This window comes from Corynebacterium ihumii (assembly GCF_028609825.1).
GTDB classification, from domain to species: Bacteria; Actinomycetota; Actinomycetes; order Mycobacteriales; family Mycobacteriaceae; genus Corynebacterium; species Corynebacterium afermentans.
Window position 1 is genome coordinate 184,509 of record NZ_CP063190.1, and the last position, 24,199, is coordinate 208,707.

The following is a 24,199-nucleotide window of genomic DNA, read 5'->3' on the forward strand; positions in this document are numbered from 1 at the left end:
AGTGCTAAGGCCCGCACTTCATGGCACACTGGGTGGCGGTCACAGGTTTTGTGTGCGCCCGTAAGCGGTGCTCGCGAGGATTGTGCACGCGGGCACCAGGACCCGTTAGGCCCTGGTGGACGACATCTCTACGCAAATTTTTGAAAGGTTTCACCATGGCAACCGGTACCGTGAAGTGGTTCAACGCCGAAAAGGGCTTCGGCTTCATCGCCCCGGACGACGGCTCCTCCGACGTCTTCGTCCACTACTCCGAGATCCAGGGCTCCGGATTCCGCACCCTGGAAGAAAACCAGCAGGTCGAGTTCGAGGTCGGCGAGGGCGCCAAGGGGCCGCAGGCACAGCAGGTGCGCGCGCTCTAAGCACTCATTGCTTATCGACGGGGCTTCGCTCGAAGCCCCGTTTTTTATACGTTACTCACGCCTTGGCGCACATCACGCCACTCGGCCAGCTTGTTCTGGCCCTTTTGGATCAGGTAGCCGACAGACGAGCCGAGCACCACGCCCAGAAGCATCGCCAACAGCGGGTAGTCCTGCAAGATGCGCCCGCCCAGGTAGCCGACGCCGACGCTCAAAAACGCCCACACAATTACACCAATGGTGTCGAAGAAGACGAACTTGAACCAGTTGTAGCGCACCGACCCCAGCACAATCGTTGCCACCCAGCGCGCCCAGGGGATGAAACGCGCGACGATAATCGTCGCGCCCGCGCCGCGGTTCATGTTCCGGCGCACCCAGCGGATCGCCTGGCCCGCTTTCGACTCCGGGTCCAGCGCCTCCACCCGGCTGATGAGCTTTCCGCCGAGCGCGAAGCAGATGTTGTCGCCGATGATCCCGCCGATGATCGCCGCAACGATCACGCCCCACACGCTCGGCACCCCGCGGGAGGCGGAAAACGCGCCCGCCAAGTTCAGCACCGTCTCCGACGGCACCACAGGCGCCAGCGCATCAGCGACAATAAGTACCGTCACCAGCGGGTAAAACACCGGCATCGCCATGAGCGTATGCAGGAAATCGATGAGGGAATCGACCACGTAGACGCATCCTTTCCGCCCCCGACGTACACGGCACCGGGGCACCCGAGCAGTGTAGTCCTATTACCCGGGTGCACAATCGTGTGCTAGTTGTCTGTTAGGCAATAACTCTGTGTAAAGCGAGGTGTCAGTCAACGTGGCTGAAGGCGGCAAGACTCTGGTGATCGTGGAGTCCGCGACGAAGGCGAAGAAGATCCAGAAGTACCTGGGCGACGACTTTATTGTGGAAGCCTCCGTCGGCCACATCCGTGACCTGCCCGGCCGCGCCGCCGACATCCCCGCCAAGTACAAGAAGGAGGCGTGGGCGAAGCTCGGCGTCAACCCCGAGGACGGCTTCACGCCCATCTACGTCGTCTCCGCGGACAAGAAGAAGAAGGTCACCGACCTCAAATCCAAGCTCAAGCAGGCCGACAAACTCCTGCTCGCGACAGACCCGGACCGCGAAGGCGAAGCCATTGCCTGGCACCTGTTGGAAACCCTCAAGCCCAAGGTGCCGGTGGAGCGCATGGTGTTCAACGAGATCACCGAATCCGCGATCCGCGAAGCCGCCGAAAATACCCGCGAGCTGGACATGGCGCTCGTCGACGCCCAGGAGACCCGCCGCATCCTCGACCGCCTCTACGGCTACGAAGTCTCGCCCGTGTTGTGGAAGAAGGTCATGCCGCGCCTGTCCGCCGGGCGCGTGCAGTCCGTGGCCACCCGCGTCATCGTCGAGCGTGAACGCGAACGCATGGCGTTCATCCCCGCCGAGTACTGGGACTTGGTTGCGTCTCTCGTCCCTCAAGACGCATCCAAGCAGACCCCGACGGAGTTCGACGCCAAGCTCGTCGCCCTCGACGGCAAGCGCATCGCCCAGGGCCGCGACTTCGACGACCGGGGGCGGCTGAAGGGCGAGGCGGTGATCGTCGATAAGCAAAAGGCGCACTCGCTTGCCGACGCGCTGGGCACCGCACCCATGCACGTCACCGCAGTGGAGGAAAAGCCCTACTCGCGCAAACCCTACGCGCCGTTTATGACCTCCACGCTGCAGCAAGAAGCCGGGCGCAAACTGCACTTCACCTCCGCGCGCACCATGCGCATCGCGCAACGGCTGTACGAAAACGGCCACATCACCTACATGCGTACAGACTCGACCTCCCTGTCCAAACAGGGCCTCGACGCCGCCCGTTCCGCCGCCCGCGAACTGTACGGCGCCGATTACGTCACCGATGCGCCGCGCACCTACGACCGAAAAGTGAAAAACTCGCAGGAAGCCCACGAAGCCATCCGCCCCGCCGGCGAACGCTTCGCCACCCCCGGGCAACTGGCGGGGTCCTTGGACGCCGAGGAGTTCAAACTCTACGAACTCATCTGGGCGCGCACCGTCGCCTCCCAAATGCAAGACGCCCGCGGCACCTCGATGAAGGTCACCGTCGCCGGCGACGCCTCCGGCGAGGCGTGCGAGTTCGCCGCCACCGGCCGCACCGTCACCTTCCCCGGCTGGCTGCGCGCCTACTCCGACCGCCAAGCCAACGAAACCCGCCTGCCGCAGCTGGCCAAGGGCGACGAGTTGGCCACGCAGAAGGTCACCGCGGATGGCCACTCCACCAACCCGCCGGCGCGCTACACCGAAGCCTCGCTGGTGAAAAAGATGGAGGAGCTCGGCATCGGGCGCCCGTCCACCTACGCGTCGATCATCAAAACCATCCAGGACCGCGGCTACGTCTTCGTCCGCGGCAACGCGCTGGTGCCGTCCTGGGTCGCGTTCTCCGTGGTGGGCCTGCTGGAGAACAACTTCGACGCGCTGGTGGACTACGACTTCACCTCGTCCATGGAGGACGAGCTCGACGAAATCGCTCACGGCAACCAGGACCGCACCAAGTGGCTGTCCGGCTTCTATTTCGGCGACGCCGACGCACGCGAATCCATGGCGCAAGCACTCGCGCGCCGCGGCGGGCTGAAGCACATGATCGAGAACAACCTCGAGGCCATCGACGCGCGCGCCGCGAACTCGCTGAAGCTTTTCGACGACGCCTCCGGCCGCCCCGTCGTCGTCCGCGTCGGACGCTACGGGCCCTACATCGAGCGCGTGATCGGCGAAAAGGACGGCGAGCCCGAGTACCAGCGCGCCAACCTGCCCGAGTCCGCCACCCCGGACGAAATCACCCTGGAGATGGCTGAAAAGCTCTTCGCCACCCCACAGTCCGGCCGCGAACTCGGCGTCAACCCCGCCAACGGCCGCACCGTGGTGGCGAAGGAGGGCCGCTTCGGGCCGTACGTCACGGAGCTCGTGCGTGACGACGAGCGCGCCACCGCCGAAGCCCGCGCCGAGGAAGTCATCGCCGCGGAGCGCGCCGAGGAGGACGCCCAGCGCGCCGAGGAAGGCAAACGCGCGAAGAACTGGGAGACCAAGACGGCGGCTGCTCAGAAGGAGAAGCGCATGGCGCAGCTCGTCGACGAGCAGCTCAAGCCCGCCACCGCGTCACTGTTTTCCACGATGGAGCCGTCGAGCGTCACCTTCGACGAGGCGATGCAGCTGCTGTCGCTGCCGCGCGAGGTCGGCGAGGACCCGTCGGACGGCGAGATGATCACCGCGCAGAACGGCCGCTACGGCCCGTACCTGAAGAAGGGCTCCGATTCGCGCTCGCTGGCCAGCGAAGACCAGATCTTCTCCATCACGCTTGACGAGGCCCGCCGCATCTACGCCGAGCCGAAGCGCCGCGGGCGCGCTGCCGCGAAGCCGCCGCTGAAAATGCTCGGCGACAACGACGTCTCCGGCAAGCCCATGACCGTCAAGGACGGCCGCTTCGGCCCGTATGTCACCGACGGCGAAACGAACGCGTCCCTGCAGCGCGGCGACACCCCGGAAACCATGACGGACCAGCGCGCCAACGAGCTGCTCTCCGCCCGCCGCGCCCGCGAGGCGGAAGGCGGCGGCAAGAAAGCCACCAAGAAGAAGACGACGAAGAAGAAGGCTGCCAAGAAGGCCGCGAAGCCGAAGCAGACCACGAAGCGCGTAGTGAAGGCCCGCAAGCGCTAAAACTTCGCAACGTATACCGCGGTGGCGTGCTTGCGCCACCGCGTTTTGCGTTGCTGCGGATAACTGTGTTGCGGCGTCAACAACCGGCGGGGTTTATCCACAGATTCTGATTTGGGTCTTGTTCGGGTTGTGTGGCCGCCATAGCTTCTGGGCCATGAACTTCACCGACTTTGTCACCGCAGGCGTGGGCATGCTCGCCGACTTCGACCGCGATGTAGCTATGGCCGCTGGCCTGTCCACCGGCCGGGTGCGCGATTTGGCGCGGGTGCACCACGCCTACTTCGGGCCGACCCAGTTCACCCGCAAACAACGCGAAGCTTTAGCCGCCGCCGAGGGCTTACCGGTCGACCAGCTCGTGCACATCGAGAAAAAGCTGCTCGCCGTCGAAGGAGCCGCGGAACGCTGGCGCATCCGGTTGGATTTGGTGCGCCACCGCGGCTCGTATCGGGCCTTAACCAAGCGCATCAAGCGGCTGGTCAAACAACCCGTCAAACCAGCTCCACCCTCGTGCAGGTTTTCCCGCTCGAAGGCGGGCATGCGCACCATGATCCTGACCTACAACGAGCGCGACCTGGCGGACCTAGAACACCTGCTGCGCAAACTCATCGACGCAGACGACCCAGCCGCCGCCCAAATGGCCCACACGCTTATCGGGATCCTGCGCGACGGCAAAGGAGTGCCGAAGGCGAACTTCCGGCCGATCATCCTGGTGCCGATCGCCGACTGGGCCCGCATCCAATCCGGCCACGCAGACGAAGTCACCCTGATCTGCACCGACGGCACCACCATGACAGGGGCCGAATACATGGAGCACGAATTCGGCGACATACTCGAAGTCGCCGCGTTCCACCCCCAAGAAGGCCCCGTCAACCTCTACCACGCAAAGCGCTGCGCCAACCCCAAACAAAAGACCATGTCGAAGCTGCTCTGCCCGTCGTGTGCGTTTCCCGACTGCAAACACTCCGCCGAAACCACCCAAACACACCACATCAACGCGTGGCGCTACGGCGGGATGACCAACATGGATAACCTCGCCGAACTGTGCCCCTTCCACAACGGGGTCAACGCCGACAACAAAAACGGCCCGTTCGGCTACATCGACAACCCCAACGCCCGCATCCGCTGGGTCGCCCCCAACGGGGCCAAAGTCCCCATGACCACCCCGGGCGCGATGGAGCTGCTCTTCGACTAACACTCACCCCACACACCCCGCCCCACCCGCGGCGGGGCACATCGGCATGCCAAAAACTACGAGCGGTCGGCCAATGTGGAGCGCACCGGGCGCGCCAGCTGCGTCATCTTGCCGCGGCCGCGCAGCTCCACGGACTTCATCAGCGTCCAGCGCTGCTGTTCCACCTCGTTCGCTGCGCGCAGGGTCGCGGCGTTGGTCAGCACCAGGCCCGGGGTGTCCTTCGCCATGTCGGTCAGGCGCGCCGCGGCGTTGACGGCGTCGCCGATCACGGTGTACTCGAAGCGGTCCGAGCCGCCGATGTGGCCCGCCACCACGTGCCCGGACGCCACACCGATGCCGGCGCGCAGCTCCTGGCCGGCCAGGTCCCGTTGGAGTTCGCGGGCGGTTTGGAGGGCGTGCGATGCGGCGTCGTGAAGCGAAACGGGCGCCCCGAACACCACCAAGGCCGCATCGCCCTGGAACTTGTTAATCACGCCCTTGTTGCGGTGCACCACCTCGACGACGACGTCGAAGAAGTCGTTCAACGCCGCGACGACCTCCTCCGGGGTGTGGTCCACGGCGTAGGTGGTGGACCCGACGACGTCGATGAACAGCACCGCCACCTTGCGCTCCTCGCCGCCGAGCTCCGGGATCTCCTCCAGCGCCTTCTGCGCCACCTCCGCGCCGACGTACTGGCCGAAGATGTCGCGGACGCGCTGGCGGTCGCGCAGCCCCTTCATCATCTCGTTGAACCCTGCCTGCAGCACGCCGATCTCGGAACCGTCGTAGATGTCCACCTGCGTGTTTTGCTCGCCTCGGCGCACACGGTTGATCGCGGCTTGCAGCTCCTTGATCGGGTCGACCACGCTCATGATCACCAGCGTGGTGCCCACAAACCCGGTGGCCATGCCGGCGGTGATCAGCGCGACGATAGCGGAGGTGAGCTCGCCCACGTTGCCGGTGAAGTAGCCGTGGCGCTGCGCCACCGTCAGCAACAAAACGCCCACCATCGGCACGGCGGAGGTGGTGAACCACGTCAGGTACAGCTGCCACTTGATCGGCGGCTGCAGCGTGGAGTCCTCGAAGCGGCGCGCCAGCGCGGAGGCGGCGATGGGGCGCACGAGGCGCTCGGCCTGCAGGTAGGTCAGCACCGCGGTGACAAAAGCGGTCAGCGAGGCGGTGGCGAGGACGACGGTGGCCAGGCGGGCGTCGACACGCCAGGCCCCCGCGGTGACAATCGCGATGCCGATACCCCACACGCCCACCACAATGATGGTTTGCAGCACCGGCAGCCGCATGACCAGGTGGCGCACCATGTTCGGGTCATGCCCGTCGGGGTGGCGCTGCCATTCCAGCACGGGCCGGAACAGGTACAGCGTGACCACCACGCCCAGCACGACGGCGACCGCCGCGTAGATCACGCCGATGGCGCCGAGTTGCCCGCCAAGGCCGAGTTCACGCACTTCCGGCATGGGGATGAGGTAGCGCACGAACAGCATCGAGCCGATGGCGGCGATGACGTTGGTTCCCAGCACGGTCGCGGCGTACAGGGGCCATGACGTGCCCCAGAGCCACCGCAGATCGCGCCAGAATCGTTCCATGGTGTATCACCTTAGCGCGCGGGTAGTGTGATCATCCGTGACTACCCGTAGCGTCAGTGAGCGGCTTGCCGGTACGCCGGCGGTGCGCGAGGCAATCATGTCGGCGGCGAGGGCCGCAAGGCTTGGCGACGGCTACGCCATGACCCACGCCTGGCTTTTCACCGGCCCTCCGGGGGCGGGCCGCTCGCAGGCCGCGTTGGCGTTCGCGGCGGCGCTGATGTGCACCGACCCGGACGAGATCGGGTGCGGGCGCTGCGAGGCGTGCCGGCTGGCGTTGGCGGGCACGCACACTGATCTGCTGCACGTGGTGCCGCAGCGGGTGAACATCCCGGTGGATTACGTGCGGCGCACGATCGTGCCGCAAGCAGCCCGCCTGCCGACGGTCGCCGCCTGGCGCGTCATCGTCATCGAAAACGCCGACCGTTTGAACACGGATGCCGCCGACGCGTTGCTGAAGACCGTGGAGGAGCCGCCGGAGCACACCGTGATCATCATGTGCGCCCCGTCGGCGGACCCGCAGGACTTTTCGCAGACGCTGCGTTCGCGCTGCCGCCACCTGTACGTGCCGGCGCCGACGGAGCACGAGGTCGTGCGCATCCTGGTCGAAGAGGAGGGCGCGACCGAGCACGACGCGCGCCTTGCCGCCGCCGCGACGATGCGGCATGTGGGGCGTGCGCGGCTTTTGGTGCGCTCGGACCAGGTGCAGAAGCGCCGCTCCATGGCGATCAACCTGGCGGAGCTGGTGTTCCACGGTGCGCAGGCGTTCCAGGCCGTCGGCGGGCTGGTCAAAGCGGCGGAAACCGAGGCGGTGGAGGCCCACAAGGCCGAGGACGAAGCCGAGCGCGCGAAGCTGGAAAACGCGCTCGGCATGGGCGCGAAAGGCAAGGGGGCGGGCAAGGCGTTGGGTGGCGTTGCGTCGTCGATAAAAGCGCTCGAAGAGGAGCAGAAGAAACGCGGCACCCGCCGCAAACGCGACATGTTCGACCTGGTCCTGGTGGACCTGGCGGGGGTGTACCGCGACGCCATGATCATCCAGTCCGGTGCCGGTCTTGCCCTGATCCACCCGGACTACGAGGGCCTGGCGCGAGAGATCGCGGAGCGCACCACCCCAGAAGACCTGGTGGAGTGCCAGGAGGCCATCGCGCAATGCCGCGAGCGGCTGGCGCAGCAGGTGCAGCCGGCGGTGGCGTTTGGTGGGATGCTCGGCCGGATCCGGCTCGCCTGCAAGGTGTCCTGAGCTGCCGGTTTCTCAGTTCCCTTCGGCTGCACTACACTTTCGCGGTGGTGCATCTTGTATGCCCGGCCACTATAGCTCAGTCGGTAGAGCATCTCACTCGTAATGAGAAGGTCGCGAGTTCGATTCTCGCTGGTGGCTCCACCAAAACCCCAGCTAAACACCCGTTTTAGCTGGGGTTTCTTCTCGTCTCGCCGTCTCCGGGTTGTCCCGAGTTGTCCCAGGTTGTTTCTTTTATTGGCGCACACAGAGCGCACACAGAGCGCACACGCGGTGTCAGTGCAAGCGGACCTAATTTGGGCAATCGATAGACTGAACCTTTATGGATGAGGGACAAGAACAGATCGTCGAGCGGCTGCTAGAGAAGAGCAAGGAAGCTTTTGCACTAGGAGTGGAGCTATACAACCGGCCAACATTGAAGTATCACGCGGAAACCTGCTCGATCTTCCTCTGCAATGCCTGGGAGCTGATGCTCAAAGCGCACCTAATCCAAAAGCGAGGTATTGACTCGATTTACTACTCGGACGGATCAGGAAGAACCCTCGCTCTCAAAGATTGCCTGAAAAAGGTCTATACGAACGACAAGGACCCCCTCCGGGTCAACATGGATGAGCTAATCAAATTTCGCAATGTAAACACTCACTTCATCACCGACGAGTATGAGATATTTATCGGGCCGTTCCTTCAAAAGTCAGTAATGAACTATGCGGACAAACTTTTAGAACTTCACGGAGAATCGGTCAGCGACCTTATCCCAGAGAACTATCTAGCCCTTGCTGTTCGTCGCGGCACAATCGACCCGGACATCATCCGCGCGAAGTATGAACCGCGCGTGGCAGAAAAACTTCTCAAAATGAGCCGATCGGCTGCCGATGCGGCAGGAACGGGGGAAGGCGGAAGCGCGGCAGCGATCTACGAAACTAATCTTCGAATCGTCAAGAAGGCACAAGACGCTGACCTAAACGTTTATGTCGATAACACGGCAGATGCCGGCGTAGCCATCGTTAAGGACGTTCGAGACGCAGCTAGTTACTACCCGTACACGGCAAAAAACGCGGTCCAGGAGGTGAAGAGTCGCTTAGAAAATTCTGAAACGAATATTTACTTCCGGGGGGAGAAGCGGGTTTTCAATAAGTGGCACTTCGACCTCTTCAGCAAGGTGTTTCAATTCAAGGGAGACGAGCGGTATGCCCACGATCGGAGTACAGCCGGAGAAAGCAACCCATCCTGGACTTACTCACAAAGGGCTATCGAATTTATCGTCGCTCAACTTAAGAAAGAGCCTGAAACTTGTATCGACGCGTTACAGGCAAAGGCGGCGGAAAGGTAAAACGCCAACCCTCGGAGCAAAGGAATTCTCAGGCCGAAGCCCTACTCCCATTCGGGAACCCAGCTTTATCCTTCTCGGGTTGGCGTTGTACCCGCAAGCGTAATTGCGCGACTGCACTTGCACAACACATACACGCACATCGAGCAATACGTTTTGCAAAAAGACAAGGTCGAAGAGACAAAAAGGTTCACGCAATCACCCCGAATTACCCCCCCAAACGCCAGTCTGGTTGTCCCCGAACCAGCGAAAGCAAAGAGTTCGTCAGACTCACTAACCCACATCCGGCACCGCGCGCAGGCCGTCGCGCCGGGCGGTGCGCTCCGCGCGGCGTTGTGCGCGGGCGGCGTCGCGTTCGCGTTCGGCGGCGAGGTAGGCGTCCATGGCGTTCGGAATCGCGTCGAGACCCTCGTCCCACAAGTGCCCGTAGACGTTGAGGGTGGTGGAGGCATCGGCGTGTCCGCACATGCGCTGCACGGCGTACACGTCGGCGCCGGCGGCGATGGCCATGGACACGGCGGTGTGCTTGAGCGTGTAGGTGTCCACGTGGCCAAGCTCGGCGTCCTTGCACATCTGCGCCCAGATGCGCCGCCATCGTGCGGTGGTCCACACGTTGCCGTGCTCGTCGGGGAGCAGCGGAGCGGTGGGGGACTTGCCGACGCATTCGTCCTCGAGGTCTAGGAGGAGTTCTCCGCCGACGGGCACATCGCGGTGGCGGTGGTTTTTGGTGTCGCCGGCGTGGCCAAGCTGATCGACGGAGCGCCGCACAATCAGGCGTCGGCGGCGATAATCGAGGTCCTCCACGCGCAGGCCTTTGGCTTCGCCGGGGCGCATGGCGGTCATGAGCAGCACCCGGACGAAAAGCTTGGCCTCCGGCGTGGGTGCCGCTTCGAGCAGGCGGTCGACTTCGGCCACGCGTAAGGCGCGCCGCCGGCCTTTTTCTTGCCGCACGAGGTCGCCGGATTCGAGCGGGTGGTCGTAGATGATCTTTTGTTTCACCGCCAGCGTGCACAGCGCGTTGATGACGATGCCCACCTTGCGTTTCTGCCCGGAGCCGAGCGGTTTCGCTTCCTTCTGGTGCGGCCGTCGTGATTGCAGGCTGTCGATCCAGGTGGTGATTGTCGGCCCGTCGAGCTCGCACACGGGCGTCTTGCCGAAGGCCGGGGCGACGTGCGCCCATGCGGAGCGATAGGACGCCACCGTCGACTTGGCTTTGCCTTCCTTGGACTTAATCCACGGGTCCCAGAGATCCTCTAGCGTGATGTCGCGCTTGTCTTTGGTGATCCAGGTGCCTTGCTCCTGGCCGACAGTGACCTTGGCGCACCATGCTTCGGCGGCGTCCTGTGTGGGGAAGGTCTTGGAGACCTTGCGCCCGTTTTCTTCCCAGACGGCGCGCCACCGGTTGCCCTTGCCCCACCGGGCGGACTTCACGCGTGTTTTGCGGCTGGTTTTGTCTGGATTGGGTTTTGTCCAGTCATCACGGACGTGTGCCATGTATTCTTCTCCTTGTCTGACCACCCAGTCCCCCGAGGTGGTTGGGCACTCCATAAGTCGCCCCGCGGTTGAAGCATGCCGGCTCCCGCGGGGCGCACCCCTTTATGCGTTACACCTTTTTCAGGCACTTCTCGGCTGCGTATGCGCCGTCCAGTTTCCCGTTCGGTGTCTCCGGCCAATTGAAAAGTTGCGCGGTGCCCTTGGTCGCAGAGGTAATCGGGCCGGTGCCATCAATCGGGCTAGTGAACACTGCCTTGAACGGGGTCTTATCACCCGGGTAAATCACTTCAGCAGCAACGAAGAAGTTGTCCACTCCCCGCACCATCGTGGACTTATCCACCCCAAGGTCGCCGACGTTGTAAGAGCTGCCATCGAGGAGACGCCCTAGTAGATCTTCAGGAACGGGTAGGCAGGTCCACTCTTGACCACCGAATTCCACAGTCTCGGCCTCCGGCTTCTCCGTCTGCTCGCTGGGCTCCTCCGTCTGCTCGCTGGGATCTTCCGCCTGCTCGCTTTCCTGCGACGCTGCGGCGGTCGCCGCCTCCTCCGACTTAGCCTCCGTAGCGGCCGAGTCCGATGAAGAACCACTCTCGGAACTGTCACCGAGGGAGCCGATAACGGCCAAGGCTACGACCACGATAATTGCCCAAAACCACCAGCGCTTCGTGATCGGCTTCTTAGGAGGATTGGTTGAGACGCTGCTCATGTTGCTTCCTTTCACGCACTGGCGCGCCGGGGTGCACGCCAGACTTCCAATAGGTGGACAGTGACCCCGAGCTCGGCGGCGATCGCGCCGGGGTGGGGGCCGAGCGCTGCTTCGGCGCTCCTGTATTCATCTTCGCTGATTAAGGTTTCGGCCGCCCAGCGATCGGCGGAACGTTCTTGCTTCTCGACGACCCACCGCGGCAGCTCCGGCCCCGCATCGTGGCCAAGGACGGCGTGGCCGAGCTCGTGCGCGAGTGTGCACCGCCGCGCGCGGGCGGGGAGGTCGGCCCGGAGGCTGATCGTCCGCCGGGCGGGATACCACCGCCCCTTGTCGCCCCCACGGTGGGTGACGACCTCGACGCCGTGTTCTAGCGCAATCTCCACGAGGCTAGGGACCTTCGCCAAAGCCCTCATCCCCCTCCTCCGGCTCGTCCGGCGAGGAGTCCGCCGCATACGCACCCAACTCGATTACCTCGGCATCCTCGTCCGCGAGCTCACCGAATGTGCCGAACCACGAGTGTGGATCTGCATCAATCCGCAGCGCTAGAAGGCGGACCAACTGCTGATCGGTTAAAAGCTCCCCAACCTGATCAATCGAGACATCGGCAATTTCTTCGGTTTCGAGATGGCCTGTGGCCGCCAGAGCTTGAGCGGGGTTCTCCCCGTATGCACGCGCTAGTGCGATGACATTCTCCGCAGATAAGTGGCCTGCCGCCAGTTGTCGGTGCAATGTCGAGGGGGTCACGCCGGCTGCGAGGGCGGCCGCACGCTCAGCTTCTCCACCCGTGAGCCTTACATACCAATTCTTGTGGTTCATGCGTTCCATTTTGCACTACTGGGGGCCTCTGTGCAACTTGCACTGCACCTAATTTGAAACTCTCTACCTGCGGAAACGAAACAGGTTTGTAATTCCGCTTGTGCAATTCGAAGTAATAGTGCATGATGGAGCGTGCGCTGCGAAACGCACAGGAGGTATGCGCGATGACCATCTCAATCCGCCCGGAGGTGCTCGACAAAATCCGGGAAGAACAGGAATTGAACTCGGACGAAGCTCTCGCCCACCACCTCGGGTTGTCGCTCGGAACGGTCCACGGGCTCCGCAAGGGTAGGACCCCAACTGTTCCGACGCTCGTCCGAGTGATGGATGCGGCCAACGTCAAGTTCATCAAGTCCGCACTAGTCAAAAAGAAAAAGGAAGAGAACCCCGCCGCGTAATCGCGCCGGGCAGAGGAGAAAACCATGAAGAAGGAAAGCGTGAACAAGATCTTCGACCAGTGGGTCGAGGCCCGGGTGCTGTTTGACGCCGGCCCCGACGAGTTCGGGCAGGACGCCTGGCATCAGTCAGTAGGGCGGATGCTGGCATTCTCGGAGGTGTTCCTAGAGCTTGCCGGCGACCAGACCACCTACCAGCAGACGTACTTGGCGGATTGCAAGGAGCAGGCAGCAGTGCGCGCCGACGAGATTCTCACGAAGTGCCGCGCCCACCGAGCCGAAATCCTCGCCGCCGAGCGAGCATCCACCCACGCATAAGAAAACCCGCCTGGTAGCAGCAGGCGGGTGTGGATCCAGAAAAGGAAAACCATGCAGAACAATACCACCTTCCTCACCGTCCGCGAGTTCGCGGAGCGCACTGGCTACTCGGAGAAAACAATCCGCAAGCTCGTCCGCCGCGGCGAGATTCACTCCGGCCGGCGCCGTGGCCAGAAGCCCGGCAAGGGGGTCAAGATCCTGATCCCCGAGGCGGAGGTCGAGCGCTTCGTGCGCATGGAAGCCGTCGCGTAACCACCCCGGCCACTCGTTTGGCCACCGGCCCGTCCGCTGCCAGGAATGGCCTGGCTGACATTGTCCCCCTCGCGCTGCAGGCTTGCGCGCCGGTTCGAATCCGGGGACGGGCACCAGGAGGCGTAGCGAGGCCTCTCTTGTCCTCGCGCAAGGACGCATCCGTGCCAGTCGTTCGCTTTCCGCTAAGCGCACGGCAAGGCGTTCCTGCGCCTCCACCCAACGTCAACTGAAAGGGAAAAAGATGATTCCACCAATCGCAGGCCTCAAGCTGGCCGCGAACGCTCTTTTAGCGAAACTGTCCGCGACAGCTTCGATAGTCGCGGCGAAGGGGAACCCTGCAGCGGCGGAGCAAATATCCGACACAATCCGGGATCTTCGCGAAGTATTTGATTTGTTCGTCAGCGCCATCGAGCGACTGGTGCTGGTCCTCGATGGCAAGGAAGAGCGCCCCACAATCCTGCAGGCGGGTGGTGCTGCGGCGTACACGCATGATCAAGTTACGCAAACAATGGCGGCGGCTGACGCCGCTCGTGCGGAGGCGAAGAAGTACCGGGAAGAGGCAGAGAAATACCGGAAGAATGCCGAAGCCGCCCGGAAAAACGCGGAGGCACAGATGCAGGACCTCAACCCGGAGGCCGCGAGGCAGCGTGCGGAAGCTAAGCGCCGTCGCGCGTTTCTCAAGATGGACATCGAGCTTCGCAGCTATTCACGGGCTATGAAGCTCGTGGACCCGAGCGGAAGGATGGTGTCCCGCACGGAGACGCCAGGGGACGAGCAGCTGGCCCGATTCTCAAAGGCCGTGCAGATAGCCACCGGGCAGGTGAAAACCGCCATCGAGCAACGCAACGCTGCGCAGCGCGAGGTCGACACGGCCAGGAAGACTCGAGACATCCTCAACGGTTGGCTTAAGGACGTCGAGCGCGCCGAGAGGGAAAACGGCGATGCGTAATTTCGACCAGAGCCTTATCTCCGTGTTCACCAACTCCGCGCTGGATGTGTGCTGGCCAATTTTCTCACAGTCGGTTCTCGATGGGTTGGCGCTGGTGTAGCCATGAATAACGCTGAAATCACCGCTATGGCCACGGCCGTGGACGTGCTGCACGACGACCGCCACCGCCCGCCGCTGGACCAGGTCTCGCCGGCCGCGGCTGCCCTCCGCGACGAGGAAGAAGGCGAGCAGTTCACTCCCACGTGGCGAGACCTCGGTCTCGTCATCGTCGGAATTCTCGTGTTCTGGGTCCTCTACGTCGGCGCATGGGTCGTCTTCGGAGGTGCCGCATGAGTGTGCAGATGACCGAGCGCCCCGAGCGCTGCACCCCCATCTCCAAAGCGAACTTCGTTGCGGAGGTCCGCGACCTGGCCGCGTTCTACAAGGACCGAATTCCCCTCCATTGGGAGGACGCGCTGCACGACTTGATCTACACGATCGGAATGGAGCCTGACGATGCCGCAGATTAATGCTGAGCTCTACGCCAAAAACCACGCCGATAAGGCCGCGTCCCCGTGGCTTGTGAAGGTCGTAGTCGCATGGCTGACCGGCTTCGCCACCGCGAGCGCAGTGTTCGCCCTCATTGGCTTTTGGGTGCTGGGGGTCCTGTGATGGCCGCCCCGAAACCAAGCGACGTCGCCGCTAAGAACCGAGACCGCCTCCTCCGCGAGCGTCTTGGCCACCTGGCCGACGATTTCGACGAAGTCAGCCGAATCTTCTCCTGCTTCCTGGAAGACCTGGAAGGCGAAAGCACACAGGAGATGCACACCGCCGCACTACTGACCTTGGCAGTGGTGCTCCACCACCAACCAGAAGAGGAGGAACTATGACCACGGCACAACCGTCCGCCGACCTCGTGCCGGCCGTCCTCGATCTTGTCTCCGACATCCGCGCCGAACGTGACCGGCTCCTAGACAACCTCCGGGACCAATCCGCCCGCCTCGCGGCGAAGGACGCCCTGTGCGCCACCCTCGAAGCAGCCCTCGCGGCGGCGAACCGCGAACTCGGCAACTACATCCCACCCGCCGGCGATTCGTCCGCACCTGCAGGGGAGCAGACACGCAAGGACCTCGCCGCGATCAAGAAGCGTAACAAGGACTTGCAAACCGACCTTGCCGCGGCCACGAAGCGCGCTACCAAGCTCGAAGTCGACCTCGCAAACGCGCGGCACGACTACCAGCAGACCCGACAGCACGCAGCCTCACTAGAAGACAAGCTCGCACGCAAGTCCAAGGAGCTCAACAGCGTCACCGAGAAGCTGCACGACCGCACCGACGAGCGCGACAAGGAAGCCGACCGACTCCGCCAAGCGCACAAGGAACTCGACGCCCGGGGCGAGCGGATCAGTGAGTACCACGCCCAGGCCAAACGCGCCCACGACGAGAAAGAGCACACCGCGGAGAAGCTACGCAGCGCCGAGCATGCTCTCGACAACGAGCGCGAGGCCCATGCCCGCCACCTAGACGAGGCGGAGAGAACGATCCACAAGCTCAAAGAAGACTTGGCCGCCGTCGAAAAGAACCTCGCCCACGCCCAAAAGAACAACCAGGTGGCAATCAAGAAGTGGACTGACGACTACGCCAAGCTCCAAGAGAAGCTGACAAAAACAGAGGCAGAACTCGAAGAGCTCAAGAGCAAACCCCGCGTGGCCACCGACACTGCCCAGGCGCACGACGCGCCGGGTGTGGACGCGGCTGCACTTCGCCGGCACTTGGCCACCGCGTTCAACCAGTTTGAGGTCGACGAGGAGAAGTCTCTCCGCGCAATCAAGCGCGCGCTGTCACTCCTGGACGAAGACGAGGGGAGGGGGCAGTAGCAATGAGCAAGCAGCCATACGCAATCAGTCTGTTTAGCCACGACCAGCAGACGCTCGTCCTCCCGCTCGACCCGGCGGACGCGCAGAAGATCGCGAACCTCGCCTCACTATTCGGCGATGTCGAAACGCACGAGGGGCAGATCGTCCTGATGGTCCGGCCTCTGCAGGTCGCCCCGATCATCGAGGCCCCAGACGGGCACATCCGCTACTGCGGCCGCAACTACACCACCGGCCGCCCAATCACCGCGAAGGACCCCAACTCCCAAGCGAAAGCAGGCACACCATGACCATCCCAATAACCACCCTCGCGCCGGGTGAAGAGAACGAATACGTCGGCTGCTGGTGCGAGATCGTCGGCGTTGAGGGCTTCCTCGGCATCTACGAAGGCGATTACCTCGGCGGCCGCGTCAAGGTGCCGAACGAGCACGCTCCGCTCTACCCGGGCACCGAGAAGATCATCATCCGCACCGACATCCCCCGCGCCTGGACACCAGCCGGACAGCCTCCCGCAAAGGAGAACCCACCAGCATGAGCACCTCCACCCAGACCTACAGCCCGTTCCCATCGATTAGCCCGTCTCGGCGGGACGCCGAGAGCAAGCAGCTCACCGCCGACGAGCTGATCCGCATCACCCCACGTGGCGTCCGCACCGCCGTCGAATCACTCGCGCACGGCGAAATGCCCTTCGACGCGATGCCGGACTATGCGCTGCAGTGGCTCAAAAAGCACGGCGCTCTCAAACCCGCTCAAAAGTCTGGGATGAAGTGGAAGTACACCCCATTGATGCGCAGCTACCTGACCAAGATCGCCGCGAGATACCGATGAACAAAAAGTGGTGCCCACTATGTGGTGCGGAAACCTGGGAAGTCCAAGGGCGAACAGGCCCCGTCCTGCTCGACCCCTCAACTCCCGACGCCGCCGCAACAGACCGCATAAGCGTCCGCTTCCACGGAGCAGGCGGAACCACCACCAGCAACCACAGCTGGATCATCCACCGCTGCAAGCAGATCAAGTTCCCCAAACCCCACAGCACCGCCGCCGTCAACGCCGCGCGCCGGGTGGTGGGGCTCGACCCGGTCAAGGAGAGGGGAGACAGTGCGTGAACGTGACCTTGACGAGTGGTGGGCGCGGCTACCCGAGAAACGCAAAGCCCAGATCCACTCGTGGCTGGCCAAAGAAACCGATCCCTCCGACCTACCGAACCAAATCCCCCTGTTTCCGCAGGGACAGGCACAGAAAGGAGAAACACTGTGACTGACTCCCGCTTCCTCTGCCGCATGGACAGCCTCTCGTGCGCTTTGCGCGCTGCCGTCAAGGTCGCCGGCAAGGATGAGATCGCCTACGTCCGACTGCACCGACTGAACGAGCACACCCTGTCCATCTCAGCACTCGGGGAGAAGGCGTCGTTTCGGGCGAAGCTCAAAGTCGACTTCGTTCACTGGGATGACGAGCGCGACGACCGAGTCGAGCTGTCCAAGCACGCGGCGGCGTCTCTGGCCGGCTACGAGGTCAAGACCCCGGACGGGATCGATGCGGAGCCGACCGTCTCCGTCACCATCGGCCAGGAGCGCATCCGCGTTCAGGACGAGACGGGCCTGTTCCAAACTGCCGGCGGCCGTGACGAGCACCGCCTCGCTCACGCCGTGCTCCCCGGCGACCACGAGAAGATCTTCTTCGACGCCGCATCCGCGCCTGGTGCCCCGTTCTGGATCCCACCCGAGACCCTGGCCACCATCTCCGGCGTGGCCAAGCTACTCCGCCGCCGGATCGTCATGCTCACTCGCTCCGAGCCGGAAGAACTGACGTCGCGGTGGTACGTCCTTGGCGACGACTGGCAGATGACCGTGTCCCACAAGGAAAAGCTCCAGATAAAGCAGGACCAGGAAGACACCGCCGGCAAAGACTCCCCGGCCACCGAAGCAAACGAGCAAAGCGATGGCGGTACCCGCCGACTCGTCGCCGCCGCTCCTGCCGGAGGTATCGCATGACCAACCCCAAAAACCCAATACCGATGCTCATCAAGCGCCGCCACCGGGCAGACCCCGAACTACTCCGAGCCGTTTTCCAACCGATGATCGATGCCGTCCGCTTCCTCCGACCTGTCATAGAGCACTACGAAGAACTTGGTATCCACATCCCATCACCACTGGAGAAAGAGTGCCAACGAGCAGTTCAGGCCTACTTCAACGAGCACGCCAGCGACTTCGGCCCGACATGGCCATTCGTCGCCACGCGCGCCGGGAAGGCAGGTCGTCGTTGATGTCGGGCGCGATAGAACACCTTTGGGGCCTGGAGCCAGGCGAAGAGACCGCGGCTCTGTGCTGGTACAAGCGCCAGAACACCGGCGTCTCGCCGTGGGACGGTTCACACCCCCGCGAATCGTACGAGGAAGTCGCCGCACGCCACGAGGAGGCCCGCCTGCGGTGCCACCGCTGCCCACTGCTCGAAGCATGCGAACGCGCACTCAGCGACATGGAAAAGCAGGGCCTCCGGGTCGACGGCGTCATGGCTGGCCGGTACTCCGACGTCATCGCGTACTCCAATGGCGAGCGCAGGTTCGTGCAAACCACGTGCCGCGGCTGCCGCGCACCCTTACGGCCACAAGGAGATGTGAGCAACAACCGGAAGTTCCCCGCCGGCGCCCGCGCCCATCGGGGTGAAGGGCTTTGCGAGAAGTGCTACCCGCGGCTCGCGCGGGCGGTGCGCAACCCGCCACCACCACCGCCGAAACGCTCGTATCAACAGAACAACCCAATCGGGACACCCGTATGACCGCCACTACGAATAGAGAGGAGATGCGCACATGCCCTGGCTGCGGATCGGCGACGACGCCACCACCCACCCGTACATGGCCAAGCTCCTCGTCGCTACCAACCTCAACCACCAAGAAAAGAACGAAGCCTTTGGAGTACTCGTTCAACTCGCCTCCGTCTCCGCCGGACACCTCACCGACTACCTCGTCGAATACGGCTCCCTCGCCCAAGTCGCGCCGGGTCGCGAGCGCGAGGTGCTCAACGTGCTCAAAAAGGCCGGCCTCGCCACCGAAGTGGAGGTGGACGAGCATAAGGCGATTCGCCTGGTCATTAATGACGAAAAGTTTGTCCACGCGAAGCGGCGTGAGGAGGTTGAGGCAGACAGGCGTCGGGCGAGGGATAAGCGCACTCCCGGACTTCTCGCGCAGGTGCGCGTACGCGATGGAGACAGCTGCCGTTGGTGTGCGAAGTCTGTCAGCTGGTCCGTTCGAACCGGCTTCCGTGCTGCGACGTACGATTCGCTCAGCAGCCACAAGGACAGCACCGTCGACACCCTCGTCGTAGCGTGTAGTCCCTGCAATACGAAACGCGGCAATGGTGAGCAGCTGAAACTCCTTGCGCCACCGACCCCAGAAAGGATGATTTACGGGCCAGAAACAGTAGAATTCGTCAATCGAGACAAGTGGTGCCAGGACCACGGCATCCACATTGAGCCAACCCAGCCGACACTTCCCTTCGAGGAAGGTCAGGCAGCAGCGGCCACTAGGCAGCAGCAGGACGAGAAGGCAGCAGCGCCCGAAGCGGCAGCAGCGCCAGACCACCGAGCAGCGCCACGGCAAGCAGCGCCGACCTCCGACGAGGACGAGCCGGCATGGCTCCGGCAACCGAGTTCCGATTTCGTATCCCGCCCCACCCCCGCAGCAGCGCCCGAAGCGGCAGCAGCGCGACCCGGCGACGAGGCAGCAGCGGCCACTAGGCAGCAGCAGGACGAGAAGGCAGCAGCGCCAGACCACCGAGCAGCGCCACGGCAAGCAGCGCCCGATGCACCGGAAGGCGGCGAAGATAACGAAAAGGTAACGAAACCGGGATGCGTCCTAGGACGCCCGGGTGACGGACCCGAGAACGTCGGGTCGGGACGGGTCGGGACGGGTCGGGACGGGTCGGGACGGGAAGGATCGGTTCGAAAGCGCCGAAGGCGCGGGAAGAGGGGAGGGAAGAATAAGTGATTGTTGATGATTTGGGTAGGAATCTTCATTGGTTGTCGGTAAGGGCTGACCTTGTCGATGATCTGCTTTTCCCTAGACAGGCTTCTTCTGGTGAGAACGCTGGTAAGCCTCCTGCTCGGAGGAAGTCGAAGCCTCCGCTTGTTGTTGATGTGGCTGACTTCATTCGGGACGGGGAGAACATGCTCGGCTTCTGGTGTGGTCGGCTGGTTGAGTCGTGCCCGGAGGTTGGTCGGCCGCCTGCGTCTCGGCGTATGTCGGCGCGCGCGGCGTGGCTCGGTGGCCACGTCCCGGAGCTGGAGGCGATGCCGTGGGTGGAGATGATGGCGGGCGAGGTGGCGTCGTTGTCGGCGATGGTTATGGATTTGGTTGATCCGTTGCCGGCGGCGTCTGATCCCGAGCCGATCGAGGAGGGCACCACGCGCGAAATCGCGGGGTGGTTGCGGCACCTTGGGTGGCCTACGAGTCGGACGACGATTCGGCGGTGGGTTGAGTCGGGCCAGTTGCCCGCGCGGTTGTTGCTTGACGGCCGTGTTGTTGTCCGGTTAGACGATGCACTCGACCTGGCGAAACGCCACGGATTTATGGGTGGCCCACCCCGTACCGTAAGCTGACGCTCGAAAGAGCTGTGAGCCCCGGAAGCCTGGTTAGGCCCGGGGCTCTTGTCGTGGGCGGGAGGTGGCCATGCTCTACGTCGTCACCGGCGCGCCGGCCGCTGGCAAGTCCACGTGGGTGCGAGCGCATGCCAAACCGGGGGATCTACGCTTCGACACCGACGCCTTGACCAACGTGATCACGGGCCGCGAGCCTGGCAAACACCACCACGACACGAAGTCCAAGACCGTCACCGCCGCCGCACGGCAGGCCGGTATCGACGCAGCTTTGCCGGTGGCCACCGAGCGCGACGTCTACGTGATCCACTCCAACCTGTCCAAGGACCTCGAAGCGAAGTACCGTGCGCGCGGTGCCCAGTTCGTCATTGTGGACCCAGGCGAGGAGGAGAACCTGCGCCGCTGTGCCGCGCACCGCCCCGGCTACAAGCAGCGGCAGGTGCGCGCGTGGTACGCCCGCCGGGACGAGTGGCCACGCGACGCGCTCATCGTCTCCGGCTCCGAGCCGGTGGCGCAGGACCAGGCGGTGGCCACCGAAGCCGACCCAGTAGATGGTGTCGGCGACATGGCCAACGTCCACGTGGTCATCGGCCCGCCGGCCGCCGGCAAGTCCACCTTCGTGCGCGAGCATGCCGGCCCCGGCGACGTGGTGGTGGACTTCGACCTGCTGGCCAACGCACTGTCGAACCAGGACGCGGCCAACCACGACCACAGCAAGGACGTGAAGATGGTGACGAAAGCGGCTCGCGCCGCTGCCGTGGCGAAGGCCTGCAGCATGGGCGTGGCCACGTGGATGATTCACTCCTCGCCCGCGCCTTCCACCCTCGACCGCTACACGGCCGCCGGCGCCACGATCCACGTGGTGGACCCGGGCAAGGACGTGGTCATGTCGCGCTGTAAGCGGGAGCGGCCACCGGCCATGCTCGTGGCCGCAGCCAAGTGGTACGACGACCGCAAGGCCACCCCGCCGAAGACCACCACCGAGCGCGGTCTCGGTTGGGGGCACCAGCGCAAGCGCGAGGCACTGCTCGCCGTCCACCGCGACGGCGCGCCCTGCTGGTGGTGCACCCGGCCCATGTACCGCGACAAGACCCGCAACTTCGACGGCCAGGCGCTCGCCGCCGACCACATCCAGGCCCGCGCCAACGGCGGCACCACCGCCGGCCGCCTGCTCCACGGCAGCTGCAACTCGTCCCGCGGCGACGGCTCACGCGACGCTCTGCGCCCCGCAGTCGCCCCGCCCGGGGGAGAACCCACCCCACGCCCCGTTAGCCCGCCAGCGGCCCCGCTAGGCCCCGCCCCGGCGCTGTCACCCGCCGCCGACTACGAACCGGCCACGGTCTACGACTGGCCGAGCCTCTGACCCCCCTGGTCGAAATATCCGAGGCCCCATCTCCTGACCCTCCCTCGGCCGCGCAGTCAGGGCATTTGTGTGGGCGCTGAAACTCACAGAACCCGCAGGCAGCAGGCCTGCCAGACCCCCGGAAGGGAGGACCCCGTGCCAGAAGCCGAACCAACCGAAACCGCGCCGGGCAGCCTGGGCCTAGCCCGCGGCCTGCTCGGGCCAGGCAAGGCCGTGTACGAAGCCCTTGTCCAACCGGGGATGGACTTTGCCGACCTCTCCCTGTGCGAGGAGGCAGGCAGGCTCCGCGACCGGCTGGACCGGCTGCAGAAGATCATCTCCGGCGACGAGGAGGACTGGGCGCGCATCGTCAAAACCTCTGGCGAGACTCTCGTCCTGCGAATCGACGGCGCGCTGCTCGAAGCCCGCCAGCTCACCACCGTCTACCGGCAGCTCATCGGGGACATCAAGAGGAGGTGGCCGGATGTGTTCAGCGGCGCTGACGTTGACGGACTCGAAGGACTTGGCGAGCTGGCCTACTCTGACGGGTAGGCAAGAGCCAGAGAACCTGGTCATGACCCCTGGCGATACCCGCCAGGGAAACGAAGTGATCACCCTGGCCAAGCGCGCCGGGTCGAATCAGATGCCGTGGCAGTGCGGTCTGATCCGCGGTATCTCCGCGAAGACCCCCGCCGGCACGTGGGTTCACATGACCTGCGTGGTCATCGTCCCGCGGCAGAACGGCAAGTCCGAGGCCATCGTCGCGCTGATCCTCTACCGGATCTTCGTCCTGGACGAGACGGTGGTCTACACCGCTCACGAGTGGAAGTCCGCCCAGCCGGTGGCCGAGCGTCTGATCGAGATGATCGAAGCCCGCCCATGGCTCGACGCGCGGGTGGCCAAGAAGCTCAACTCCCAGGGCGAGGCCCGCGTCGTGCTCGCCGGGCCGAACAACCCGGCCCGCCCGAACCTCGACTCCAAGGGAGAGCCGAAGATCGGCAAGGTCATCTTCCGCACCCGCTCCGCTAAGGCGGGACGTGGCCTGGACGAGGTGGACACGCTGATCTACGACGAGGCGTTCGACATCACCGATTCCTCGGTGGCGTCGCTCAACCCAACCCAGGACGCGGCCAAGGACCCGCAGGTGATTTACGTGTCCTCTGCGGTCAACCAGGAAGAGCACCCCAACGGAGTCCAGCTGTCCTCGCTTCGCGCTGCCGCACTTCGCCGCGACGACCCGACCATGTTCCTGGCCGAGTTCCGCGTGCCGGAGGGCAGCGACCGCGAAGACCCGGACACGTGGGCGCTCGGCAACCCGAGCTACGGCGTGATCAAGAATGAGCGCAAGATTCGCAACCTCATGGCCAACATGAAAACGCCGCGCGGCCAGAAGAACTTCGACGTCGAGGCGCTCGGCATCGGCGATTACTTCTCCTTCGAGGAGGTCGTCGAGGAATCGCACACCGTGGTCGACCTCGACTACTTCGACATGCTGCGCGACCCGGCCCCGGAGCTCACCGGCAAGTCGTGTCTGGCCATCGACGCGTCCAACGACGTCACCAACCGCACCTGGACTATCGCGGTCGCGGTGCGCACCGCGCGCGGCATCCATGGCCAGATCGGATACTCCGGCCCGGCCACCGTCGCCCAGATGGTCGGCTTCATCGAGAAGGTGGTCGAGCGCAACGACCCCCTGGCCGTGATCGTCGATCCGCGCTCCGGCGCCGGGGTGATGATCCGCCCGCTCACCGATGCCGGCATCGAGCCGGAGGAAATGACCTCCACCAAGGTTGCCGCGGCCACCCAAGGATTCCTGCAGAAAGTCGACGATGGCGTTTTTACACATGACGGCGACGAACGCCTGGCCGACGCCCTGGCCGTCGCCCGCCTCCGAGAGATCGGAGACGGCGGCATCGCCTGGGCGAAACGCAAGTCCGAAGGCGACATCAGCCCACTGGTCTCCATGTCGAACGCCATGTGGGGACTCGATGCGTTCGACATCAAACCTGCCGCGCCGCCACCCGCCCCGCTGCAACTCGATGACCCCGACGAGTTCACCCCTGACCTGACCGACGAACTGACCAGCCTGAACTGGTGAGAGGA

General features: G+C 64.1%; 31 protein-coding genes and 1 tRNA gene. 26 read left to right on the top strand and 6 right to left on the bottom strand.

Features of this window, described 5'->3' with window-relative positions; translation table 11 throughout:
• The first annotated feature begins 155 nt into the window (after nucleotides 1–155).
• Nucleotides 156–359, top strand: coding sequence for a cold-shock protein (locus tag CIHUM_RS00840; protein WP_034996968.1), 204 nt, complete (start codon nucleotides 156–158; stop codon nucleotides 357–359).
• Between the two features lie 44 nt (nucleotides 360–403).
• Here CIHUM_RS00840 and CIHUM_RS00845 read toward each other — a convergent pair whose 3' ends face one another.
• Nucleotides 404–1,030 (bottom strand): DedA family protein, encoded by a 627-nt coding sequence (locus tag CIHUM_RS00845; protein ID WP_034996969.1) that lies wholly within the window; start codon nucleotides 1,028–1,030, stop codon nucleotides 404–406.
• A gap of 136 nt (nucleotides 1,031–1,166) precedes the next feature.
• Between CIHUM_RS00845 and topA the strand changes: the two genes are divergently transcribed.
• Both topA and CIHUM_RS00855 read left to right on the top strand, forming a co-directional pair.
• The gene (gene topA / locus CIHUM_RS00850) at nucleotides 1,167–4,049 is read left to right on the top strand and encodes a type I DNA topoisomerase (RefSeq protein ID WP_034996971.1); all 2,883 of its coding nucleotides are present in this window, start codon (nucleotides 1,167–1,169) and stop codon (nucleotides 4,047–4,049) included.
• A gap of 154 nt (nucleotides 4,050–4,203) precedes the next feature.
• The gene (locus CIHUM_RS00855; protein WP_034996972.1) at nucleotides 4,204–5,241 is read left to right on the top strand and encodes an HNH endonuclease signature motif containing protein; all 1,038 of its coding nucleotides are present in this window, start codon (nucleotides 4,204–4,206) and stop codon (nucleotides 5,239–5,241) included.
• 56 nt (nucleotides 5,242–5,297) lie between these two features.
• On the opposite strand, the gene CIHUM_RS00860 is transcribed toward CIHUM_RS00855, so the two are convergent.
• Nucleotides 5,298–6,821 (bottom strand): adenylate/guanylate cyclase domain-containing protein, encoded by a 1,524-nt coding sequence (locus CIHUM_RS00860; protein WP_034996976.1) that lies wholly within the window; start codon nucleotides 6,819–6,821, stop codon nucleotides 5,298–5,300.
• Nucleotides 6,822–6,858: 37 nt separating this feature from the next.
• On the opposite strand from CIHUM_RS00860, the gene CIHUM_RS00865 reads away from it, so the two are divergent.
• The 3 genes from CIHUM_RS00865 (at nucleotide 6,859) to CIHUM_RS00875 (ending at nucleotide 9,385) form a co-directional block, all read left to right on the top strand.
• Nucleotides 6,859–8,058, top strand: a complete 1,200-nt coding sequence (locus CIHUM_RS00865) for a DNA polymerase III subunit delta' (protein ID WP_034996977.1) — start codon at nucleotides 6,859–6,861, stop codon at nucleotides 8,056–8,058.
• Between the two features lie 65 nt (nucleotides 8,059–8,123).
• Nucleotides 8,124–8,199: transfer RNA gene (locus CIHUM_RS00870), tRNA-Thr, on the top strand.
• A gap of 178 nt (nucleotides 8,200–8,377) precedes the next feature.
• Entirely contained in the window at nucleotides 8,378–9,385 is a 1,008-nt protein-coding gene (locus tag CIHUM_RS00875; RefSeq protein WP_034996979.1) for a DUF3644 domain-containing protein, read from the top strand.
• Between the two features lie 270 nt (nucleotides 9,386–9,655).
• Here the strand turns inward: CIHUM_RS00875 and CIHUM_RS00880 are convergent, their stop codons facing one another.
• The 4 genes from CIHUM_RS00880 to CIHUM_RS00895 form a co-directional block, all read right to left on the bottom strand.
• On the bottom strand, nucleotides 9,656–10,876 hold the full coding sequence (locus tag CIHUM_RS00880; RefSeq protein ID WP_034996981.1) for a tyrosine-type recombinase/integrase: 1,221 nt from the start codon (nucleotides 10,874–10,876) through the stop codon (nucleotides 9,656–9,658).
• A 109-nt stretch (nucleotides 10,877–10,985) separates the two neighbouring features.
• Entirely contained in the window at nucleotides 10,986–11,582 is a 597-nt protein-coding gene (locus CIHUM_RS00885) for a hypothetical protein (protein WP_034996982.1), read from the bottom strand.
• An 11-nt stretch (nucleotides 11,583–11,593) separates the two neighbouring features.
• A complete protein-coding gene (locus CIHUM_RS00890) occupies nucleotides 11,594–11,965 on the bottom strand; it encodes an ImmA/IrrE family metallo-endopeptidase (RefSeq protein WP_243427112.1) in 372 nt (123 codons plus the stop codon).
• 4 nt (nucleotides 11,966–11,969) lie between these two features.
• Nucleotides 11,970–12,398 carry a hypothetical protein gene (locus CIHUM_RS00895; protein ID WP_051106225.1) on the bottom strand — a complete coding sequence of 143 codons (429 nt, stop codon included), beginning with the start codon at nucleotides 12,396–12,398 and terminating at the stop codon, nucleotides 11,970–11,972.
• Between the two features lie 164 nt (nucleotides 12,399–12,562).
• On the opposite strand from CIHUM_RS00895, the gene CIHUM_RS00900 reads away from it, so the two are divergent.
• The 20 genes from CIHUM_RS00900 to CIHUM_RS00995 all read left to right on the top strand — a co-directional run bounded on the left by CIHUM_RS00900 (nucleotide 12,563) and on the right by CIHUM_RS00995 (nucleotide 24,194).
• Nucleotides 12,563–12,796 (top strand): hypothetical protein, encoded by a 234-nt coding sequence (locus CIHUM_RS00900; protein ID WP_034996986.1) that lies wholly within the window; start codon nucleotides 12,563–12,565, stop codon nucleotides 12,794–12,796.
• Nucleotides 12,797–12,820: 24 nt separating this feature from the next.
• A complete protein-coding gene (locus CIHUM_RS00905; RefSeq protein WP_034996987.1) occupies nucleotides 12,821–13,111 on the top strand; it encodes a hypothetical protein in 291 nt (96 codons plus the stop codon).
• A gap of 51 nt (nucleotides 13,112–13,162) precedes the next feature.
• On the top strand, nucleotides 13,163–13,363 hold the full coding sequence (locus CIHUM_RS00910) for a helix-turn-helix domain-containing protein (RefSeq protein WP_034996989.1): 201 nt from the start codon (nucleotides 13,163–13,165) through the stop codon (nucleotides 13,361–13,363).
• A gap of 241 nt (nucleotides 13,364–13,604) precedes the next feature.
• Nucleotides 13,605–14,312, top strand: coding sequence for a hypothetical protein (locus tag CIHUM_RS00915; protein ID WP_034996991.1), 708 nt, complete (start codon nucleotides 13,605–13,607; stop codon nucleotides 14,310–14,312).
• Nucleotides 14,313–14,414: 102 nt separating this feature from the next.
• A complete protein-coding gene (locus tag CIHUM_RS00920) occupies nucleotides 14,415–14,645 on the top strand; it encodes a hypothetical protein (protein WP_034996992.1) in 231 nt (76 codons plus the stop codon).
• Complete coding sequence (locus CIHUM_RS00925) at nucleotides 14,642–14,821, top strand: hypothetical protein (protein ID WP_148363818.1); 180 nt, start codon at nucleotides 14,642–14,644, stop codon at nucleotides 14,819–14,821. The genes CIHUM_RS00920 and CIHUM_RS00925 overlap by 4 nt, the downstream gene beginning before the upstream one ends.
• On the top strand, nucleotides 14,808–14,963 hold the full coding sequence (locus tag CIHUM_RS00930; protein ID WP_158293356.1) for a hypothetical protein: 156 nt from the start codon (nucleotides 14,808–14,810) through the stop codon (nucleotides 14,961–14,963). The genes CIHUM_RS00925 and CIHUM_RS00930 overlap by 14 nt, the downstream gene beginning before the upstream one ends.
• Nucleotides 14,963–15,181, top strand: coding sequence for a hypothetical protein (locus tag CIHUM_RS00935; RefSeq protein WP_034996993.1), 219 nt, complete (start codon nucleotides 14,963–14,965; stop codon nucleotides 15,179–15,181). The genes CIHUM_RS00930 and CIHUM_RS00935 overlap by 1 nt, the downstream gene beginning before the upstream one ends.
• On the top strand, nucleotides 15,178–16,167 hold the full coding sequence (locus CIHUM_RS00940; RefSeq protein ID WP_051106227.1) for a coiled-coil domain-containing protein: 990 nt from the start codon (nucleotides 15,178–15,180) through the stop codon (nucleotides 16,165–16,167). The genes CIHUM_RS00935 and CIHUM_RS00940 overlap by 4 nt, the downstream gene beginning before the upstream one ends.
• 2 nt (nucleotides 16,168–16,169) lie before the next feature.
• Nucleotides 16,170–16,454, top strand: a complete 285-nt coding sequence (locus CIHUM_RS00945) for a hypothetical protein (RefSeq protein WP_034996996.1) — start codon at nucleotides 16,170–16,172, stop codon at nucleotides 16,452–16,454.
• Complete coding sequence (locus CIHUM_RS00950; RefSeq protein ID WP_034996998.1) at nucleotides 16,451–16,699, top strand: hypothetical protein; 249 nt, start codon at nucleotides 16,451–16,453, stop codon at nucleotides 16,697–16,699. The genes CIHUM_RS00945 and CIHUM_RS00950 overlap by 4 nt, the downstream gene beginning before the upstream one ends.
• Nucleotides 16,696–16,992: a hypothetical protein gene (locus CIHUM_RS00955; RefSeq protein WP_034996999.1), complete on the top strand. Its 297-nt coding sequence runs from the start codon at nucleotides 16,696–16,698 to the stop codon at nucleotides 16,990–16,992. The genes CIHUM_RS00950 and CIHUM_RS00955 overlap by 4 nt, the downstream gene beginning before the upstream one ends.
• A gap of 425 nt (nucleotides 16,993–17,417) precedes the next feature.
• Nucleotides 17,418–18,155 carry a hypothetical protein gene (locus tag CIHUM_RS00960; RefSeq protein ID WP_034997000.1) on the top strand — a complete coding sequence of 246 codons (738 nt, stop codon included), beginning with the start codon at nucleotides 17,418–17,420 and terminating at the stop codon, nucleotides 18,153–18,155.
• A complete protein-coding gene (locus tag CIHUM_RS00965) occupies nucleotides 18,152–18,427 on the top strand; it encodes a hypothetical protein (protein WP_148363819.1) in 276 nt (91 codons plus the stop codon). Before CIHUM_RS00960 ends, CIHUM_RS00965 begins: the two co-directional genes overlap by 4 nt.
• Nucleotides 18,382–18,939, top strand: a complete 558-nt coding sequence (locus tag CIHUM_RS00970) for a hypothetical protein (protein ID WP_262360347.1) — start codon at nucleotides 18,382–18,384, stop codon at nucleotides 18,937–18,939. The genes CIHUM_RS00965 and CIHUM_RS00970 overlap by 46 nt, the downstream gene beginning before the upstream one ends.
• A gap of 31 nt (nucleotides 18,940–18,970) precedes the next feature.
• Nucleotides 18,971–20,146, top strand: a complete 1,176-nt coding sequence (locus CIHUM_RS00975; RefSeq protein ID WP_034997005.1) for a hypothetical protein — start codon at nucleotides 18,971–18,973, stop codon at nucleotides 20,144–20,146.
• 149 nt (nucleotides 20,147–20,295) lie between these two features.
• Nucleotides 20,296–20,757: a MerR family transcriptional regulator gene (locus CIHUM_RS00980; RefSeq protein ID WP_051106229.1), complete on the top strand. Its 462-nt coding sequence runs from the start codon at nucleotides 20,296–20,298 to the stop codon at nucleotides 20,755–20,757.
• A 70-nt stretch (nucleotides 20,758–20,827) separates the two neighbouring features.
• Nucleotides 20,828–22,117 (top strand): ATP-binding protein, encoded by a 1,290-nt coding sequence (locus CIHUM_RS00985; RefSeq protein ID WP_051106232.1) that lies wholly within the window; start codon nucleotides 20,828–20,830, stop codon nucleotides 22,115–22,117.
• A 135-nt stretch (nucleotides 22,118–22,252) separates the two neighbouring features.
• Nucleotides 22,253–22,648: a hypothetical protein gene (locus tag CIHUM_RS00990; protein WP_051106234.1), complete on the top strand. Its 396-nt coding sequence runs from the start codon at nucleotides 22,253–22,255 to the stop codon at nucleotides 22,646–22,648.
• Between the two features lie 22 nt (nucleotides 22,649–22,670).
• On the top strand, nucleotides 22,671–24,194 hold the full coding sequence (locus CIHUM_RS00995; protein WP_034997006.1) for a hypothetical protein: 1,524 nt from the start codon (nucleotides 22,671–22,673) through the stop codon (nucleotides 24,192–24,194).
• Nucleotides 24,195–24,199 lie beyond the last annotated feature (5 nt).

Coding starts and splice junctions, on each gene's coding strand:
- CIHUM_RS00840 (WP_034996968.1), top strand. CDS start 156: ATGGCAACCGGTACCGTGAAGTGGTTCAACGCCGAAAAGGGCTTCGGC.
- CIHUM_RS00855 (WP_034996972.1), top strand. CDS start 4,204: ATGAACTTCACCGACTTTGTCACCGCAGGCGTGGGCATGCTCGCCGAC.
- CIHUM_RS00860 (WP_034996976.1), bottom strand. CDS start 6,821: ATGGAACGATTCTGGCGCGATCTGCGGTGGCTCTGGGGCACGTCATGG.
- CIHUM_RS00875 (WP_034996979.1), top strand. CDS start 8,378: ATGGATGAGGGACAAGAACAGATCGTCGAGCGGCTGCTAGAGAAGAGC.
- CIHUM_RS00880 (WP_034996981.1), bottom strand. CDS start 10,876: ATGGCACACGTCCGTGATGACTGGACAAAACCCAATCCAGACAAAACC.
- CIHUM_RS00885 (WP_034996982.1), bottom strand. CDS start 11,582: ATGAGCAGCGTCTCAACCAATCCTCCTAAGAAGCCGATCACGAAGCGC.
- CIHUM_RS00895 (WP_051106225.1), bottom strand. CDS start 12,398: ATGAACCACAAGAATTGGTATGTAAGGCTCACGGGTGGAGAAGCTGAG.
- CIHUM_RS00900 (WP_034996986.1), top strand. CDS start 12,563: ATGACCATCTCAATCCGCCCGGAGGTGCTCGACAAAATCCGGGAAGAA.
- CIHUM_RS00905 (WP_034996987.1), top strand. CDS start 12,821: ATGAAGAAGGAAAGCGTGAACAAGATCTTCGACCAGTGGGTCGAGGCC.
- CIHUM_RS00910 (WP_034996989.1), top strand. CDS start 13,163: ATGCAGAACAATACCACCTTCCTCACCGTCCGCGAGTTCGCGGAGCGC.
- CIHUM_RS00915 (WP_034996991.1), top strand. CDS start 13,605: ATGATTCCACCAATCGCAGGCCTCAAGCTGGCCGCGAACGCTCTTTTA.
- CIHUM_RS00920 (WP_034996992.1), top strand. CDS start 14,415: ATGAATAACGCTGAAATCACCGCTATGGCCACGGCCGTGGACGTGCTG.
- CIHUM_RS00925 (WP_148363818.1), top strand. CDS start 14,642: ATGAGTGTGCAGATGACCGAGCGCCCCGAGCGCTGCACCCCCATCTCC.
- CIHUM_RS00930 (WP_158293356.1), top strand. CDS start 14,808: ATGCCGCAGATTAATGCTGAGCTCTACGCCAAAAACCACGCCGATAAG.
- CIHUM_RS00935 (WP_034996993.1), top strand. CDS start 14,963: ATGGCCGCCCCGAAACCAAGCGACGTCGCCGCTAAGAACCGAGACCGC.
- CIHUM_RS00940 (WP_051106227.1), top strand. CDS start 15,178: ATGACCACGGCACAACCGTCCGCCGACCTCGTGCCGGCCGTCCTCGAT.
- CIHUM_RS00945 (WP_034996996.1), top strand. CDS start 16,170: ATGAGCAAGCAGCCATACGCAATCAGTCTGTTTAGCCACGACCAGCAG.
- CIHUM_RS00950 (WP_034996998.1), top strand. CDS start 16,451: ATGACCATCCCAATAACCACCCTCGCGCCGGGTGAAGAGAACGAATAC.
- CIHUM_RS00955 (WP_034996999.1), top strand. CDS start 16,696: ATGAGCACCTCCACCCAGACCTACAGCCCGTTCCCATCGATTAGCCCG.
- CIHUM_RS00965 (WP_148363819.1), top strand. CDS start 18,152: ATGACCAACCCCAAAAACCCAATACCGATGCTCATCAAGCGCCGCCAC.
- CIHUM_RS00970 (WP_262360347.1), top strand. CDS start 18,382: ATGGCCATTCGTCGCCACGCGCGCCGGGAAGGCAGGTCGTCGTTGATG.
- CIHUM_RS00975 (WP_034997005.1), top strand. CDS start 18,971: ATGCCCTGGCTGCGGATCGGCGACGACGCCACCACCCACCCGTACATG.
- CIHUM_RS00985 (WP_051106232.1), top strand. CDS start 20,828: ATGCTCTACGTCGTCACCGGCGCGCCGGCCGCTGGCAAGTCCACGTGG.
- CIHUM_RS00995 (WP_034997006.1), top strand. CDS start 22,671: ATGACCCCTGGCGATACCCGCCAGGGAAACGAAGTGATCACCCTGGCC.